Here is a 16,222-nt window from a genome sequence, read left to right on the forward strand (position 1 = left end):
ACGCGCGACCCCTACGCGAAACCCATCGGAACCCACTCCCCGAGGAGAGAACCATGCCGCAGCGCAGCAGCAGACTCCTTCGTGCCACCGGCGCCGTCGCGGCGCTCGCCCTGCTCACCACCGCCTGTACCGGCAACGATCCGGCGGCGCAGGAGAACAACAGCGACCCGAGGGCGGTCAGCTCGAACGACGACCCCGGCAAGGAAGTCGTCATCGGCTTCTCCGGTCCCGAGGCGGACCACGGCTGGCTGGGTGCGATCAACTCGACCGCCGTCGCCGAGGGCAAGAAGTACGAGGACGTCACGCTGCGGGTCGCGGAAGGCACCGACGACCCGAGCATGCAGATCAGCCACATCGAGACGTTCATCAACGACGGCGTGGACGCGATCGTGCTGCTGCCGACCGACGGCGCGGCGCTGACCAAGGTCGCCACGCAGGCGATGGACGCGGGCATCCCGGTCGTCAACGTCGACCGCGAGTTCTCCAGCGAGTTCGCCGCACGCACCACGATCCTCGGTGACAACTACGGCATGGGCGTCTCGGCCGGCACCTACGCGTGCAACCTGGTCGAGGAGAACGACCTCGGCGGCGACGCGGTGGTGACCGAGATCGCGGGCACCGACTCGCTGCCACTGACCCAGGACCGCTCCGACGGGTTCAAGGACGCGCTGAAGGAGTGCAACCAGAACGTCGACCACCGGGTGGCCGGGGACTTCACCGTTGAGTCCGGTGAGCAGGCGGCATCGAACCTGCTGCAGGCCGTGCCGGAGATCGACATCATCTGGAACCACGACGACGACCAGGGCGTGGGCGTCAAGGCCGCGTTCGACAACGCCAACCGTGACGAGTTCTTCTTCATCGGTGGTGCCGGCTCGAAGAACGCGATGCGCTGGATCCAGCAGGGCGAGATGGAAGCCACCGTCCTCTACCCGCCGACACAGGCCGCCGACGGTGTCCGCCTCGCGCGGCTGCTCGCCCAGGACAAGGGCATGTCCGACCTGGTGCAGCGCGAGGTGCCGCGCCGGATCGTGCTGAACGCCCCTGTGGTGACCAAGGAGAACGTCGAGGAATACCTCCCGCTCGGGTTCGAGTCCTGAGATCGCACGACACCCACGAACCGCCCGGGGAGGGCTGATGACGCACGCGGACAGAGCGCCGATCGGGATCGGCATGATCGGCTACGCCTTCATGGGGATGGCGCATTCCCAGGGATGGCGTAACGCCAAGAGCTTCTTCGACCCGAAGCTGGAGCCTCGGCTGGTCGCGCTCGGCGGGCGCGACCGCGCCAAGGCCGAGGAGATGGCTCGCCGGTTCGACTGGCAGAGCGTGGAAACCGACTGGCGCGCACTGATCGCCAGGGAGGACGTCGGCCTCGTCGACGTCTGCACCCCCGGCGACACGCACGCCGAGATCGCGATCGCCGCGCTCGCGGCGGGCAAGCACGTGCTGTGCGAGAAGCCGCTCGCCAACTCGGTCGACGAAGCCGAGAAGATGGCCGAGGCCGCCGAACGAGCCCACGCCGAGGGTGTTCGGGCGATGGTGGGATTCACCTACCGGCGCGTTCCCGCGCTCGCGCTCGCACGAAAACTCGTGCGCGACGGCCGGATCGGCACGCTGCGCCATGTGAGGGCGCAGTACCTGCAGGACTGGCTCACCGACCCGGCCGCGCCGTACTCCTGGCGGCTCGACGCCGCCCGGGCGGGTTCCGGCGCGCTCGGTGACATCGGTGCCCACGTGATCGACCTGACCCAGTTCCTCACCGATGAGCACATCACCGGGGTCAGCGCCACGCTGGACACCTTCGTCCCCGAACGCCCACTACCCGACGGCGACGGCACCGGCCGGGTGACCGTGGACGACGCGGCGGTGTTCCTCGGCCGGTTCAGCGGCGGCGCGATGGCCTCCTTCGAAGCCACCCGCTACGCCGCAGGCCGCAAGAACGCCATTCGCATCGAGCTGAACGGGACCGAGGGCAGCCTCGCGTTCGACTTCGAGGACATGAACACCCTGTGGTTCCACGACGCCTCGGCGCAGGCCGAGACGCAGGGCTTCACCCGGATCCTCGTCACCGAGCCGACGCACCCGTATCTCGGCGCGTGGTGGCCACCCGGCCACCTGCTCGGCTACGAACACGGCTTCTCGCACCAGGCCGCCGACCTGCTCACCGCGATCGCGGAGGGCACCGACCCCGAGCCGTCGTTCGCCGACGGGCTGCGGGTGCAGCGGGTGGTCGCCGCGGTACAGGCCAGCGCGGCGGCGGGCAGCCAGTGGGTCGCCGTGGACGAGACGAAGACAGCAGGAACGACGAGGGAGGTGGCGTAATGGCACGACCGGTCACCCTGTTCACCGGGCAGTGGGCCGACCTGCCGTTCGAGGAGGTCGCGAAGCTCGCATCGGAGTGGGGCTACGACGGACTGGAGATCGCCTGCTGGGGTGATCATCTCGACGTCTGGCGCGCGGTGGAGGACGAGTCGTATCTGCAGTCCCGGTTGGACATCCTGGACAAGTACGGACTCGGCGTGTGGGCGATCTCCAACCACCTCAAGGGGCAGGCGGTCTGCGACGACCCGATCGACGCGCGCCACAAGGCGATCCTGCCGGAGCGGATCTGGGGTGACGGCGAGCCGGAGGGCATCCGGCAACGCGCGGCCGAGGAGATGAAGCACACCGCCCGGGTCGCCGCGAAACTCGGCGTGAACACCGTCGTCGGCTTCACGGGTTCGGCGAGCTGGAAGTACGTGGCGATGTTCCCACCGGTGCCCGCCGAGCTCGTCGAGGCCGGGTACCAGGATTTCGCCGATCGGTGGAACCCGATCATGGACGTCTTCGAGGCCGAAGGCGTGCGGTTCGCGCTCGAGGTGCACCCGTCGGAGATCGCCTACGACTACTGGTCCACCGTGGCCACCCTCGACGCGATCGGGCGCCGGGAGTCGTTCGGCCTCAACTGGGATCCGAGCCACATGGTGTGGCAGGACATCGACCCGGCCGGGTTCCTCGTCGACTTCGCGGACCGGATCTTCCACGTCGACTGCAAGGACACCAAGCGCAACACCGGCAACGGCCGCAACGGCAGGCTCGGCTCGCACCTGCCGTGGGGCGACCCGAGGCGCGGCTGGGACTTCGTGTCCACCGGGCGCGGCGACGTGCCGTGGGAGACGTGTTTCCGCGTGCTGAACTCCATCGGCTACGACGGTCCGATCTCGATCGAGTGGGAGGACGCGGGCATGGACCGGCTGCGGGGCGCTCCCGAGTCGCTGCGGTACGTGCGCGAGCAGTTGTTCGATCCACCGGACGCCGCGTTCGACGCGGCGTTCAGTTCCTGAACCTCGACACCCGCGCGCCTCGCGTGCGGTTGCACCCGATCCTGACGTCTCCAACGAAGTAGTACGGAAAAGGAGGGTTCATGTGTTACGGATTCGATGGTGAGAGCGCGATCCGCCGCTCGCTCGGTGAGCGGGGCCTCAGCAGACGAGGCGCATTGCGGACCGCACTCGGCGGTGCCGTCGGTGCCGGCCTGCTCGCCGCCGGCGTGGCCGCACCGGCGGCACAGGCGACCATCAAAGGCACCGGCCGGCCCCTGGTGCCGCCGGGGCTGATCAGCATGCAGTTGTACACGGTGCGTTCCGCACTGCAGGGTGAGCCGGGCTTCGACGCCACGTTGCGGATGCTGGCCGACACCGGCTACCCGAAGGTCGAGCAGGCGCTCGGCTACTTCGGCCGCACCGCGCGGGAGCTGCGCGAGTTCTACGACGGCATCGGCATCTCGGCGACGTCCGGCCACGACGACATCAGCGACAGTGAACAGGCGCTGCACACCAAGATCGACAACGCGCTCACTCTCGGCCAGTCGTACATGGTGGTGCCGTACCTGAACTCGTCCGACAAGGCCGACTGGCAGCGATGGGCCGAGCGGATGAACCACGAGGCCGAGGTGGCCCGGTCGGCCGGACTGCACTACGGCTACCACAACCATGCGCACGAGTTCACCACCGACCTCGGTGGTGGCGTCACGCCGTGGCAGGTGCTGACGTCCGAACTGGACCCGAAGCTCGTGCACCTCGAGATCGACATCTACTGGGTGGTCCGCGGCGGCATCGAGAGCGGCGACGGGGCGAGCGACCCCGAGGGCTTCGCCATCGACGTGATGCGGTCCGCGCCGCAGCAGGTGCTGCAGTACCACGTCAAGGACCGGCACGCCCACGACGGCGACATGGCCGACCTGGGCACCGGCCACATCGACTTCGCCCGCATCTTCCGCGCGCACTCCGTGCGGGAGTACATCGTCGAGAACGACACCCCGGACGTGAGCGTTCCCCGGACCTCCGAGGTCGGCTACTCCTACCTGCGCAACCTGCGCTTCTGAGTCCCCTTCCCGTTGATCGGCCGGTCGTCACCGGAGCCGATCCCGTCCCAGTGGCGTGCGGTCACCTCAGCCGCGCGTCTGGTCTCCCCCTATCCGAGGAGAGTTCGTCATGCGCAAAATTCCCGTCGCGGCGGTCGTGACCGCCGTGACAACCGCGTTACTGACAGCGCCAGGACTGTCCACGGCGGAGGAAGCTCCGCCGCCACCGCCGGACTCGGAGTTCCAGAAGGTCGTCCTCGACGACACCCCCGGCGAGCCGATGGATCTCGCCGTGCTGCCGGACGGCAGAGTGCTGCACACCACGAGGTCGGGCGAGGTGCGGCTGCACAACCCGGACACCGGCCGCAACATCGTCGCCGCCGACGTCGACGTCTACGAACACGACGAGGAGGGTCTGCAGAGCATCGCGATCGACCCCGGGTTCAACGGCACGACGAACCGCTGGGTCTACCTCTACTACTCGCCGCCGATGAACACCCCGGTGGACGATCCGTCCACACCGGACGTCAATGAAGGCGATGCGCCGGAATTCGGCACGCCGGAGGACTTCGCGCCGTTCGAAGGCGCGCTGCGGCTGTCGCGGTTCCAGCTCAACGGCGACACCCTGGACCTGTCGAGCGAGCAGCAGGTCCTCGACGTCCCGGTGGACCGGGGCACGTGCTGCCACGTCGGCGGGGACATCGCGTTCGACAGCGACGGGAATCTCTACCTCGCCACCGGCGACGACAGCAATCCGTTCGCCTCGGACGGCTATGCGCCGATCGACGAGCGGGACGGCCGCAACCCGGCCTTCGACGCGCAGCGCAGCTCGGCCAACACCAACGACCTGCGCGGCAAGGTGCTGCGGATCGATGTCGGCGAGGGCGGCTCGTACACCGTGCCGGACGGCAACCTCTTCGAGCAGGGCACACCGAAGACGCGCCCGGAGATCTACCTGATGGGGCTGCGGAACCCGTTCCGCATCGACGTCGACCCCCACACCGACGCGCTCTACGTCGCCGACTACTCGCCGGACGCGGCCACCGCCGACCCGGAGCGCGGCCCCGCAGGGACCGGCAAGTGGTTCACCGCGACCGAGCCGGGCAACTACGGCTGGCCGTACTGCGCCACCCCCGAGCTGCCCTATGTCGACTACGACTTCGCCACCGGCGAGTCCGGCGACGCCTTCGACTGCGCGGCGCCGGTGAACGAGTCACCCCACAACACCGGGCTCACGGAGCTCCCGCCGGTGGAGCAGCCGCAGGTCTGGTACGACTTCGAACACTCGTCGGAGTTCCCCGAGCTCGGTACCGGCGGCGTCGGGCCGATGGCGGGTCCGGCCTACGACTTCGACCACAAGAACCGGCGTGGCCGCGCCCCGGTCGGCTGGCCGAAGCACTACGACGGGATGCCGCTGTTCTTCGAGTGGACCCGCGACTACATCAAGGGATTCCACGTCGACGACTCCGGCGCGGTGAGCGGCATCGAGGACGTGGTGTCGTCCATCCCGCTGTCCGGCCCGATGGCCATGGAGTTCGGCCCGAACGGTGCGCTCTACATGCTCGAGTACGGCAAGGGCTACTTCGGCGAACTCCCGGGGGCGGCGCTGTCGCGGATCGACTACATCGGACCGAACGGCAACCACAGCCCGGAGGCGGCGGCCACGGCGGACGTCGACAACGGGCACGCGCCGCTGACGGTGTCGTTCTCCAGCGACGGCACCGAGGACGCCGAGGGCGACCGGCTGCGCTACGCCTGGGACTTCGACGCCGACGGTGAGGTCGACTCGCGGGAGCCGAACCCCACGCACACCTACACCGAGAACGGGGTCTACAACGCCTCGTTGCAGGTGACCGACGTCGGCGGCAAGCACCGGGGCAAGACCGGCGTCGCCGAGGTGGAGATCGTCGTCGGCAACCAGGAGCCGGTGGTCGAGTTCACCACGCCGGTCGACGGGCAGCAGTTCTCCTTCGGCGACGTCGTCGAGTTCGAGGTCTCGGTGAGCGACGACCAGGCGGTGGACTGCTCGCAGGTCGAGGTGACCTACATCCTCGGCCACGACGATCACGGGCACCCGCAGACGACGGCGTCCGGCTGCTCCGGCTCGATCGAGACCAGCGAGCCGGAAGGTCACGACCCCGAACACGACGAGTTGCACGGCGTGTTCAACGCGACCTACAGCGACCCGGGCGCCGACGGTCTGCCGTCGCTGACCGGCAGTGACGAGGTCGTGCTCGAACCGGCGGAGTAAGCGCACCACTCCTGACGGAGCGTGAGTCGTTGTGGCCGCCTGCCGGCCGCAACGACTCACGCTCCCCGTGACCCAACCACCCCAGGGAGGCCGGAGGATGGCACCGAAGACCGGACTGTGGTTCATCGGCGCGCGCGGGTCGGTGGCCACCACCGCTACCGTCGGCGCGCTCGCGCTCACCGCGGGGCTCACGCGGCGCACCGGGTGCGTCACGGATCTCGCCGAGGTGGCGGCCGCCCGGCCGCCCGGAGTGGCCGACCTGGTGATCGGTGGCCACGACGTCGCCGGCGACTCACTGCCGAAACGCGCCGAGGCGTTGGCGGACGGCGGGGTGTTCGGCGTCGAGCTCGCGCGGGCGGTGCACGACGGGCTGACCCGGGTGGACGCCCGCATCCGGCACGGCGTCGCGAGCAGCGGTCCGCACGACGGGCAGCACACCGGTTCGGAAGGTCCCGACGAGGGTACTCAGCGGGACGCCGTCGAGCGGATCAGCCGCGACCTCGCCGGGTTCCGTGCGGCGCACGCGCTGGATCAGGTGATCGTCGTCGACGTCGCCACCACCGAGCCACCGGTCGACGTGACCCCGGAACTGTCCGATCTGGACGCATTGGAGCGGGCGTTGGCGGCGGGCGAGTCGCCGTTGCCGCTCAGCTCCCTCTACGCCTACGCGGCGTTCCGGGCGGGGTGCCCGGTCGTCGCGTTCACGCCGAGCCCCGGCCCCCGGCTTCCCGCGCTGGCCCAACTGGCCGAGCGGATGGGACTGCCGTGGGCGGGGTCGGACGGCAAGACCGGTGAGACGCTGGTCAAGTCGGCGCTCGCGCCGATGTTCGCGACCCGCGCCCTGCGGGTGCGCTCGTGGGCGTCGTACAACCTGCTCGGCGGCGGAGACGGCCGGGCACTGGCCGATCCGGTGACGGCGACGAGCAAGACGGCGACCAAGGGCAAGGGACTGACCGAGATGCTGGGCGAGCCGGTGGACGGCCCGCTGCACATCGACTACGTCGACGATCTCGGTGACTGGAAGACGGCATGGGACATGGTGTCGTTCGAAGGTTTCCTCGGCACCAGGATGTCGATGCAGTTCACCTGGCAGGGCTGTGATTCCGCGCTCGCCGCGCCGTTGGTGCTCGACCTCGCCCGGCTGGTGGCACGCGCCCACCAGGTCGGGGAGTCCGGCCCACTCGGCGCGCTCGGCTTCTTCTTCAAGGACCCCGCAGGGGAGGGCGGGCACGACCTGGCAGGCCAGTGGCGCGCCCTCACCGAATGGTGCGGGCGGCTCGGAGGTGACCGATGAAGGCGCGGGACGCGGTCGAGCTGGTACGGCTGCCTGCCGTACTGACCATTCCCGGCGACAGCCTCGCCGGGGGCGCGGCGGCGGGCTGGCCGTACGGCAGGCGGGGCTGGGCGATGCCGGCCGCCTCGGCGTGCTTCTACCTGGCGGGCATGGCGCTCAACGACTACGCCGACCGGGAGCTGGACGCCGTCGAACGTCCCGAGCGCCCGATCCCGTCCGGCAGGGTGCGGCCCGGCGAGGCGCTCGCGTTGGCGGCCGGGTTGACCGGCGCGGGCCTGGGCATCGCCACCGCTGTGGGCGGCCGCGCCGCCGTGCGGATCGCGGTGCCGGTCGCCGCCGCGGCGTGGACGTACGACCTCGCCGCGAAAGACACCCCGGCCGGGCCCGCCGTCATGGCGGCCGCGCGGGGGTTGGACGTGCTGCTCGGAGCTGGGGGTCGACCGCGGAGGGCGGCACTGCCGGCCTCCGCGGTCGCCGGGCACACGCTCGGTGTGACCACCCTGAGCAGGGGTGAGGTGCACGGCGGATCGCGGCGCACCGGCCTGGCGGCACTCGCCACGACGGCGTCGGCGGCCACTGCGGCTGCGGTGGCCGCGTTACCTCGACGTCGCGGGCGGCGCGGCGACGACACGCTCCCCACCGACGACACGCGACGCGCCGACGACAGGCGCCGCCCGACGACAGGCGCCGCGCCGACGACAGGCGCCGCGCCGACGACAGGCGCCGCGCCGACGACAGGCGCCGCGCCGACGACAGGGGCCGCGCCGTCGCCGGCGCCGCGTTCGCCGCCACGTACGCGGGCACGGTCGGCCGCGCGCAGGCCGGCGCCGCGCGCACCCCGGATGCCGCCACGGTACGCACCGCGACCGGCGCAGGCGTGCGAGGCGTCATCGGATTGCACGCCGCTCTCGTGGCGGGCACCGGGGCGATCGGCCTCGCCGGGGGACTCCTGGCCGCGGGCCCGATCGCGCGGCTGGCCTCGAAGGTGGTGTCGCCGACATGACCCTGCGCTTCGGCTACGGCACCAACGGATTCGCCGGACACCGCCTGGACGACGCCCTCGGCGTGCTCGCCGACCTCGGCTACGACGGTGTCGCGCTCACCCTCGACCATCCACATCTCGACCCGTTCGCTCCCGACCTCGCCGCCCGCACCGACGACGTGCGCCGCCGGCTCGCCGCGTACGGACTCGCCGTCGTGATCGAGACCGGCGCGCGCTACGTCATGGACCCGTGGCGCAAACACGAACCGACCCTGGTGTCCGACGTCGGCCGCGAGCGCCGTGTCGACTACCTGTGCCGCGCGATCCGCGTCGCAGCCGACCTCGGCGCGGAGGCGGTGTCGTTCTGGTCGGGGACGGTGCCCGAGGGCGCCGGTCCCCACCAGGCCTGGGAGCGGCTCACCAGCGGCGTCGAGCAGGTGCTGGCCGAGGCGCAGCGCCGCGACGTGCGGTGCGCGTTCGAACCGGAACCGGGCATGTTCGTCGACACGCTCGCGGGCGTGGCGGAACTACGCCGCAGACTCGGCGATCCCGAACACCTCACGGTGACCGTCGACGTCGGACACTGCGTCTGCAACGAACCCGCCCCGCCGCAGGACCGCATCCGCGACGTCGGGTCGTCGCTGGGCAACGTGCAGATCGACGACATGCGCCCCGGAGTGCACGAGCATCTCGAATTCGGCGACGGCGACGTCGACCTGCCCGCCACGCTCCGCGCGCTGTGCGACGTCGGCTATCAGGGCCTGGTCAGCGTGGAACTGCCCCGGCATTCCCACGCCGCACCCGCCGTCGCCGCACGTTCGCTGGAGGCGTTGCGTACCGCGCAGGCAACGGCACTCGCGGCGGAGGTGACCGGGTGACATCACTGGACGACCTGCTCGACAGCGAGGGCAGAGCCAGGCTGGCCGAGCTGACCGGCGAGGTGACGGCCGACCCGGCGCGGATCGGGGTGCTGCTGCCCGCCGTGGCGCGCGCCGTCGGCAGGGGACCGGCCGACCCGGACGACCCCGACGGCATGGTCACGCCCCGGATCGAGGACCAGGCCAGGGTCGCGTTGCTGCGCGCCGCCGCGCAGGGCTGGAACACCGATGCCCTCGTGGCGGAAATCGGCGCGCTGTACCGGCACGGCGACGCCGACGAGAAACGCGCCGTACTGCGAGCCCTGGACCACCTCGACGTGGGAGACGCAGCGCTCGACCTGGTGGGGGACGCACTGCGCGGCAACGACACCCGGCTCATCGCGGCAGCCCTCGGCCCGTACGCGGCCGAGCACCTCGACCCGCACAGCTGGCGGCACGGCGTGCTGAAGTGCCTGTTCACCGGTGTTCCGCTGGCGGCGGTCGCCGGGATCGCGGAGCGCTCGGGGATCGCGGAACGGGGTGACGCCGAGTTGGCCCGGATGGTCGACGGCTTCGCCGCCGAGCGCCGCGCGGCGGGCCGCGACGTCCCCGCCGACGGGACGTGGCTGCTCGACCGGTTGACCTCGCAGCACCCGGACGTCGATGGGGGAACCGTCCCCGACCAGTAACGCGTTCGGTACGACCAGGAGGACTGATGCGCATCTTCGACCCCCACATCCACATGACCTCCCGCACCACCGACGACTACGAAGCCATGTACGCCGCCGGGGTCCGCGCGGTCACCGAACCGGCGTTCTGGCTCGGCCAGCCGCGCAGCAGTGCCGCGTCGTTCTACGACTACTTCGACGGACTGCTCGGCTGGGAACGGTTCCGCGCCGCCCAGTTCGGCATCCGGCATCACTGCACGATCGCGCTCAACCCGAAGGAGGCCAACGACCCCCGGTGCACCGAGGTATTGGACGTGCTGCCGCGCTACCTCGCCAAGGACGGCGTGGTCGCGGTGGGTGAGGTCGGGTTCGACTCGATGACCGACGCCGAGGAGAAGGCGTTCGTCCGGCAGCTGGAACTCGCCGGCGAGCACGACCTGCCGGTGCTCGTGCACACCCCGCACCGCGACAAGGTCGAAGGCACCCGCCGCACCCTGGAACTGGTCGCGGCGTCCGGGCTGCCACCGGAACGGGTACTGGTCGACCACCTGAACGAGGTCACCGTCGACCTGGTGGCCGAATCCGGGTGCTGGCTGGGGTTCTCCATCTACCCGGACACCAAAATGGACGAACAGCGCATGGTCCGGATCCTCGCCGACCACGGCCTGGATCGGATGATCGTCAACTCCGCCGCCGACTGGGGTCGCAGCGATCCGCTCAAGACGGCCAAGACCGGGCAGGCGATGCGTGACGCCGGGTTCGGCGAGGACGACGTCGACCGCGTGCTGTGGCGCAACCCCGTCGCGTTCTACGGCCAAAGCCGGCGATTGTTGCTCGACCCGATCGATGTCGACCAGACAGAGACGTTCGAGGGCAACTCGGTGCTGCGCGGACAGCGCCCGGCCTAGGATCTGTTCGGAAACGGGGAGCCCGCCATGCGCTTCACCCACCCTGACGGCAGCCGCGTCCACCTGGCGTACTGCACCAACGTCCACCCCGCCGAGGACATCGACGGCCTGATGCGCCAGCTCCGCGTGTTCGGCGGCGGTATCCGCGCGGAACTCGACGTCGATCGGCTCGGTGTCGGGCTGTGGCTGCCGGCGCCGCTGGCCGCGCACCTCGCCGACCACCCGGACCTGGACCGGCTCCGGGCCACCCTGGACGACCACGGCCTCGAAGTCGTCACGCTGAACGCCTTTCCGTACCGGGGGTTCCACGACCCGGTGGTGAAGAAGGCGGTGTACAGCCCCGATTGGGTGGAGACGCGGCGGCTGGAGTACACCCTGACGTGCGCCCGCCTGCTGGCGCGGCTGCTCCCGGACGACGCCGCGCGCGGCAGCATCTCGACCGTGCCGCTGGCGTGGCGGGCGCCGTGGTACTCCGACCGTCGCCTGCGGGCACACGAGCTGCTGGACCGGCTGGCGGAAGGGCTCACCAAGCAGACCGCCGAGACCGGCAGGCCGATCCGGGTCGGACTGGAACCCGAGCCCGGCTGCGTGGTGGAGACGGTCGACGACGCGATCGACCAGCTTTCCGGCATCGACACCGACCACATCGGACTGTGCCTGGACGCCTGCCACCTTGCGGTGGCGTTCGAGGACCCGACGGCGGCGGTGCGACGGCTCGTCGACGCGGGCCTGCCGATCGTGAAAACCCAGGCCTCGGCGGCGCTGCACGCCGCGGCGCCGGCTGACCGCGCGACCCGGCAGGCGCTGTCGTCGTACGCCGAGGACCGGTTCCTGCACCAGGTGCGCGAGCGCGGTCCGTCGCGCATCGCCGAACGCGACGACCTTCCCGAGGCCGTCGACGGTCGCCGCGCGTTGCGGGGCGACGGGCCGTGGCGCGTGCACTTCCACGTGCCGATCCATCGACGTCCCGAACCACCGCTGGAGTCCACACGCGGCGAGCTCGGCGAGACGCTGGACGCTCTGCTCGGCGGTCCGGTCGCGCTGACCGACCACGTCGAGATGGAGACCTACACCTGGTCGGTGCTGCCGGAGCGGCAACGACCGGGCAGTGATGCCGAGCTGATCTCCGGCCTCACCGCGGAACTGCGCTGGGTCGCCGACCGGATGCGGCGAGCCGGATTGGAGACCACATGACTGCGAACAAGGTCCTGCTCCTCAACATCGTCGGACTGACACCACGGCTGCTCGCGCATGCGCCACGGCTGCGCGCGCTCGCCGCGGACGGCTGGCAGGCCCAGCTCGACACCGTGCTGCCCGCCGTCACGTGCTCGGCGCAATCCACCATGCTCACCGGACGTCCGCCGCGCGACCACGGCATCGTCGGCAACGGCTGGTATTTCCGCGACCTCGGCGAGGTCTACCTGTGGCGCCAGCACAACCGGCTGGTGCAGGGGGAGAAGGTGTGGGAGACCGCCCGGCGCGCCGATCCCGACTACCGCGCGGCGAACGTGTGCTGGTGGTACGCGATGGGCGCGAGTACGGACTGGACGATCACGCCGCGCCCGGTCTATCACGCCGACGGGCGCAAGTCCCCGGACTGCTACGCGCGCCCGCCGGAGCTGCACGACCAACTCACCGACGAGCTCGGCGCGTTCCCGCTGTTCAACTACTGGGGTCCGACGGCGTCGCTGCGTTCCAGCGAATGGGTGGTCGCGGCGTCCCGGCGACTGCTGCCGGATGCGGATCTGACGCTGGCCTACGTCCCGCACCTGGACTACGACCTGCAACGCCACGGTCCCGACAGCCCGCAGGCCCTTGCCGCCGTGCGCGACGTCGACCGCACCGTCGCGCCGCTGCTCGACGACGCGCAGGCGTCCGGCGCCACGGTCGTCGTGGTCAGCGAGTACGGCATCACGCCCGCGTCGCGGCCCGTCGACGTCAACCGGATGTTGCGGCAGTCCGGGTTGCTGGAGGTCTACACCCAGGAGGGCATGGAGTACCTGGACCCGTGGACGTCGCGGGCGTTCGCGGTCGCTGACCACCAGGTCGCGCACGTCTACGTCGACAATCCGGCGGACGTCGGGGCGGTGGCGAAGCTGTGCCAGGACCTGCCCGGTGTGGACCTGGTGCTGGACCGCGAGGCGCAGGCGGACTACGGCATCGACCACGAGCGAGCGGGCGAGCTGGTGCTGGTTGCGGAGCAGGGCGCGTGGTTCACGTACTACTACTGGCTGGACGACGCCCGCGCCCCGGACTTCGCCCGCGGCGTCGACATCCACCGCAAACCCGGTTACGACCCGGCAGAGCTGTTCCTCGACCCCGCCGATCGCACGGCGAAGGCGCGGGTCCTGCTCGGATTGGCGAAGAAGAAGCTGGGACTGCGGTACACGATGAACGTCGTGCCGACGGACGGGCGATGGGTGAAGGGCACGCACGGCAGGCTGCCCGACGACCCTGCCGATGGTCCGGTGTTGCTGTGCAGCGACCCGGCCGCGCGCCGCGACCGCATCGCGGCCGCGGACGTCCGGGACCTGGTGCTGGAATCGGCCGGGATCGCGGACACGACGTGACGAGACGTCCCCGCTGACGAGACAGCACGCCATCCGCCGCGGACTCCGACCGCGGCGTGCGGAAACCCGCCGGACGTGGGCGCGCATGTCCGGTTGTGCCGGGGCGGGTCGGGGCTTCCCGGCCCGCCCCTGACGTGTGTGCGCCGGGGTAGCGCGCGCCGGTCGCCGCCCGAAAAATCCCGCCGAGGCGGAACCTGTCCGGGTGATGCCGCGTCAGTCGCTACATACGAGCGATGGCCGGCAGCCGGTGCGGCGGCCGGCACGGACGCCGGACAGGCGAAGGACTGGGGACGATGACAGGTTTCGACGCTGTTCCCGACGAACTGCGCGGGACGGCAGGACGGATCGGTGAGACCGCGAGCACTGCGGCCGGCCTGGTGTGGCAGGGCCCCAGCGGCGATTACGGCAACGACGCGGTGCAGCAGGCGTGGCAGCGCTACATCGAGAGCACGCGTGAGCATTTCCAGGCGTTGAAGGGCAAGGCCGAGGAACTGGGGAGTCAGCTCGGCTCGGCCGCCGCCCGGTACCTCGAATCCGACGAGGGCACGCGGTCGTCGCTGGACACACTGGGCAACGCGGTCGAGAGCGCGGCGGTCGGCATGGGTGCAGGCGGTGCCGCGGGCAGCGCGGTCGGCGGTGCCGTCGGCGGGATCGCGGGCGGCCTGGGCGGTGCGCTCGGCGGCGTGGCCGCGGGCGGCATCAGCGCCGTCCTCGACGGCGGTGCCGGCGGCGAGGGACAGGAGCGGTGATGGCGGAACTGGGGCAGACCGACGACCCGAAGGCACTCGTTCCCGGCGACCCCGAGGCGATCTCGTCCGATCTGGGCGCGTTGGTCGATCCGATCACCGTGGCCGACGAGATCGGTTCGACCCTCGGCACCATCGATCCGGTCGGCTGGGTCGGCGATGCGGCCACGGCCTTCCGTTCGGTTCTGGCGGAGGAGCCTCCCCGATGGGGACAGGCCGTCGACGCCGTCGGGCAGGGCGGCGACCGGCTGGCGGACTACGCCGACATCCTGACCTGGGGGCAGGGGGAGGCGCAGCGCGCGATCGAGCTGTACCACCAGGCACGGGCCGCGGGCCGCGCGGCGAAGGCCCAGTACGACGCGTTGCGCGCGCTGGGCCCGATGGCCGGCGGGCCGATGGGACCGTTCCAGGACCCGGGCGCGCCCGCGATGGCCGAGGCGCAGCAGATCCTCGACGCCGCGAGGAAGGCCGTCGCCGCGGAAGGCCCCGTGATCGCCATGGCACTCGGCATGACCCACGACGAGGACGGCCGGTTCCGGCACGAGTTCGGCGAGCAGGCTTTCGGTGCCGACAACCGGCGGACGGAGCCGGTGTACAACCCGGAGACCGGCCGGTGGGAAGGCCCGGACGGCTGGCAGACCGACGCGGACGGCAACCGCAGTTACGAGCGGACGGCCGGTGACCAGCCCGCCGACAAGCTCATGCACGACGGCGCCAGGGACCTGTTCGACAGCCTGGGCATCGACCTGCCGGGGCCGGGCATGCTGGGTGTCGACCCGGTGCGGCACGAGGTCGGCGACAACGTCGACGTCGCGGGCGGCGACTTCGCGGTCGGAGTCGAGCACGGCGGCATGTCGGCCGGGGCGTCCGGTTCGGGTTCGGTGCTCGGCGCCGGGGCGGGTGCGTACGCCGAGGCCACCGAGGACGGGTTCGCCGCCGGCGCCAACGCCGAGGCGTACCTGGCCAAGGGCGAGGTGTCCGGAGAGTTCGACACCGGTACGGGGCTGTCGGGCAGCGGGAGTGCCAGCGGCTTCTACGGCGCCGAGGCCGGTGCCCAGGCGAGCGTGGACGCGCTGGGCGCGCAGGCCAGTGCGGAGGCGTTCGCCGGTGCCAAGGCCGACGCCGAGGGCCAGGTGAACTTCGGCGACCACGCGAACGTGTCCGCCGGTGGCGAGGCGATGGCGGGCGCCGAGGCGTCCGCGGATGCCAGTATCGGGCTGACCGGCGCCGACGTCGGCGCCGAAGCGTTCGCCGGTGCCAAGGCCAGTGGCGACGTCGGCGCCGAGGTGGCCGGTGTCGGTGCGGGTGTCAACGGCGAGGCGTGGGCCGGTGTCGGCGCCTCCGCCGACGCCCAGTTCGGCATGGGTGACGACGGCAAGTTCCACATCGGAGCGTCCGCGGGTGCGGCGGTCGGGGTCGGCGGCAAGGTCGGCTTCGACGTGACCGTCGATCCGGGCGGGGTCGTCGACGCCGCGACGAGTGCCGGCCAGGCCGCCTACGACACCGGCCAGGCCGTGGGCGAGGCCGTCGGCGGAGTGAAGGACAAGGCGGGCGATGCGCTCGACGGTCTGGGCGATGCGTTCGGCTTCTGACCGCGGTGACCA

Annotated in this window: 14 protein-coding genes and 1 pseudogene; all 15 read left to right on the plus strand. The window is 71.2% G+C overall.

Features of this window, described 5'->3' with window-relative positions:
• Positions 1–53 precede the first annotated feature (53 nt).
• The 15 genes and pseudogenes from LY13_RS13300 to LY13_RS13365 all read left to right on the plus strand — a co-directional run bounded on the left by LY13_RS13300 (position 54) and on the right by LY13_RS13365 (position 16,210).
• Complete coding sequence (locus tag LY13_RS13300) at positions 54–1,097, plus strand: substrate-binding domain-containing protein (RefSeq protein WP_253828729.1); 1,044 nt, start codon at positions 54–56, stop codon at positions 1,095–1,097.
• Between the two features lie 37 nt (positions 1,098–1,134).
• On the plus strand, positions 1,135–2,322 hold the full coding sequence (locus tag LY13_RS13305; protein WP_253828730.1) for a Gfo/Idh/MocA family protein: 1,188 nt from the start codon (positions 1,135–1,137) through the stop codon (positions 2,320–2,322).
• Complete coding sequence (locus LY13_RS13310; RefSeq protein ID WP_253828731.1) at positions 2,322–3,323, plus strand: sugar phosphate isomerase/epimerase family protein; 1,002 nt, start codon at positions 2,322–2,324, stop codon at positions 3,321–3,323. Before LY13_RS13305 ends, LY13_RS13310 begins: the two co-directional genes overlap by 1 nt.
• A gap of 80 nt (positions 3,324–3,403) precedes the next feature.
• Complete coding sequence (locus LY13_RS13315) at positions 3,404–4,363, plus strand: sugar phosphate isomerase/epimerase family protein (RefSeq protein ID WP_253828732.1); 960 nt, start codon at positions 3,404–3,406, stop codon at positions 4,361–4,363.
• Between the two features lie 109 nt (positions 4,364–4,472).
• Positions 4,473–6,593, plus strand: coding sequence for a PQQ-dependent sugar dehydrogenase (locus tag LY13_RS13320; RefSeq protein WP_253828733.1), 2,121 nt, complete (start codon positions 4,473–4,475; stop codon positions 6,591–6,593).
• A gap of 97 nt (positions 6,594–6,690) precedes the next feature.
• A complete protein-coding gene (locus tag LY13_RS13325; protein ID WP_253828734.1) occupies positions 6,691–7,887 on the plus strand; it encodes an inositol-3-phosphate synthase in 1,197 nt (398 codons plus the stop codon).
• Positions 7,884–8,591, plus strand: a pseudogene (locus LY13_RS26190) (SCO3242 family prenyltransferase); the annotation flags it as partial. The gene LY13_RS13325 and the pseudogene LY13_RS26190, both read left to right, overlap by 4 nt.
• Positions 8,592–8,764: 173 nt before the next feature.
• Positions 8,765–8,890 carry a hypothetical protein gene (locus tag LY13_RS25675; protein ID WP_301298920.1) on the plus strand — a complete coding sequence of 42 codons (126 nt, stop codon included), beginning with the start codon at positions 8,765–8,767 and terminating at the stop codon, positions 8,888–8,890.
• Positions 8,887–9,747, plus strand: coding sequence for a sugar phosphate isomerase/epimerase family protein (locus tag LY13_RS13335; RefSeq protein ID WP_253828735.1), 861 nt, complete (start codon positions 8,887–8,889; stop codon positions 9,745–9,747). Before LY13_RS25675 ends, LY13_RS13335 begins: the two co-directional genes overlap by 4 nt.
• Positions 9,748–9,902: 155 nt before the next feature.
• Positions 9,903–10,415 (plus strand): EboA domain-containing protein, encoded by a 513-nt coding sequence (locus LY13_RS13340; RefSeq protein ID WP_504965040.1) that lies wholly within the window; start codon positions 9,903–9,905, stop codon positions 10,413–10,415.
• Positions 10,416–10,441: 26 nt separating this feature from the next.
• Complete coding sequence (locus LY13_RS13345; RefSeq protein ID WP_253828736.1) at positions 10,442–11,302, plus strand: TatD family hydrolase; 861 nt, start codon at positions 10,442–10,444, stop codon at positions 11,300–11,302.
• A gap of 27 nt (positions 11,303–11,329) precedes the next feature.
• The gene (gene eboE / locus LY13_RS13350) at positions 11,330–12,496 is read left to right on the plus strand and encodes a metabolite traffic protein EboE (RefSeq protein ID WP_253828737.1); all 1,167 of its coding nucleotides are present in this window, start codon (positions 11,330–11,332) and stop codon (positions 12,494–12,496) included.
• Positions 12,493–13,872: an alkaline phosphatase family protein gene (locus tag LY13_RS13355; protein WP_253828738.1), complete on the plus strand. Its 1,380-nt coding sequence runs from the start codon at positions 12,493–12,495 to the stop codon at positions 13,870–13,872. The genes eboE and LY13_RS13355 overlap by 4 nt, the downstream gene beginning before the upstream one ends.
• Before the next feature lie 293 nt (positions 13,873–14,165).
• A complete protein-coding gene (locus LY13_RS13360; protein ID WP_253828739.1) occupies positions 14,166–14,621 on the plus strand; it encodes a type VII secretion target in 456 nt (151 codons plus the stop codon).
• A complete protein-coding gene (locus LY13_RS13365; RefSeq protein ID WP_253828740.1) occupies positions 14,621–16,210 on the plus strand; it encodes a putative T7SS-secreted protein in 1,590 nt (529 codons plus the stop codon). Before LY13_RS13360 ends, LY13_RS13365 begins: the two co-directional genes overlap by 1 nt.
• The last annotated feature ends 12 nt before the right edge of the window (positions 16,211–16,222 follow it).

The sequence above is a fragment of the Prauserella aidingensis genome (genome assembly GCF_024171865.1).
GTDB classification, from domain to species: domain Bacteria; phylum Actinomycetota; class Actinomycetes; order Mycobacteriales; family Pseudonocardiaceae; genus Prauserella; species Prauserella aidingensis.